The sequence below is a fragment of the Micromonospora sp. C51 genome (assembly GCF_018070435.1).
Lineage (GTDB): Bacteria > Actinomycetota > Actinomycetes > Mycobacteriales > Micromonosporaceae > Micromonospora > Micromonospora sediminimaris.
In genome coordinates, this window is record NZ_JAGPXQ010000090.1 from 1 (window position 1) to 1436 (window position 1436).

The window sequence follows — 1436 nt, forward strand, 5'->3', positions numbered from 1 at the left end:
GTCCTACCTTCTTGATCGTGATGACCGCCCAGTTCGTAGGGTTGGCTCATCCGGGGGTGCTGGGTGTGGCTTTCATCGGGTTGCCGTTGATGGCTCAGGAGACCTGGCCGCCCAGCACCCCGCGACGACTCGGCCGCCGATTGGGAGTTGCGAGTAGATCGCTGTGTAGGACCATGCCGGCGAGGTCGTCTCCGGACCGACTCACCAACGAACTTGTGGAGGTGACCGTGCCCAAGGTGTGGGCCGGCGTAGATATCGGCAAGGCGCATCACCACTGTGTGGTGGTCGACCAGAACGGCGACCGGCTGCTGTCGCGGCGAGTGGCCAACGAGGAAGCGGAGTTGCTGACGCTGCTGGCCGATGTGCTGGCACTGAGCGACGAGGTCACGTGGGCGGTCGACGTGGCCGACGGCGGTGCGGCTCTGCTGATCGCCTTGCTGATCAACCATGAGCAGCGGCTGGTCTATATCTCTGGTCTCGCGGTGAACCGGGCCGCCGCCGGTTACCGCGGAACCGGCAAGACCGATGCCCGCGACGCCGCAGTGATCGCCGACCAGGCACGTATGCGCCGTGACCTCAACCCGGTGCGCCCGGGAGACGAGGCGGCCGTCGAGTTGAAGATCCTCACCGCCCGCCGGAGCGACCTGGTCGCCGACCGGACCCGCACCATCAACCGACTGCGCGAGCAGTTGCTGAACATCTTCCCCGCGCTGGAACGTGCCCTCGACCTGACCAACCACGGCCCGCTGGTGCTGCTGACCGGCTATCAGACCCCCGCAGCTCTTCGCCGTGTCGGCGTCGCGCGGTTGCAGACCTGGCTGCGTAACCGCAAAGTCCGCTCGGCCGGCACCATCGCCGCCGCCGCTGTCGAGGCCGCCGACCGGCAACGCACCACGCTGCCCGGCGAGAAGCTCACCGCCCAGATGGTTCACACCCTCGCCAAGGAGGTGATCGCCCTCAACGAGAAGGTCAGCGAGATCGACAAGCTCATCGAGGGCCGGTTTCATGAGCACGAACTCGCCGAAGTGATCTCCAGCATGCCCGGCATCGGCGCGCTGCTCGGCGCTGAGTTCCTGGCCGCCACCGGCGGCGACCTCGACGCCTTCGGCACCCCGGACCGGCTGGCCGGCTTCGCCGGCCTGGCTCCCTCGCCCCGCGATTCCGGACGCGTCAGCGGCAACCTGCACCGCCCACGCCGCTACCACCGGGGCCTCCAGCGCGTCTTCTACACCTCCGCGCTGATCAGCATCCAACGATGCACCGAGTCGCGGCGCTTCTACGACCGCAAACGCGGCGAGGGCAAACGGCACACTCAGGCCGTACTCGCACTCGCCCGCCGCCGAATCAACGTCCTGTGGGCACTCCTGCGTGACAGACGGTGCTACCAACCCGTACCGCCTGCCGCTATCGCGGCTTGACAACGTCATTGGGAGGTC

The 1436-nt window shown here is 67.5% G+C and carries 1 protein-coding gene; it reads left to right on the plus strand.

Going from position 1 to position 1436, the window contains the following annotated elements; genetic code table 11:
• The first annotated feature begins 221 nt into the window (after window positions 1-221).
• Window positions 222-1418: an IS110 family transposase gene (locus tag KBX50_RS32480; protein WP_210941659.1), complete on the plus strand. Its 1197-nt coding sequence runs from the start codon at window positions 222-224 to the stop codon at window positions 1416-1418.
• The last annotated feature ends 18 nt before the right edge of the window (window positions 1419-1436 follow it).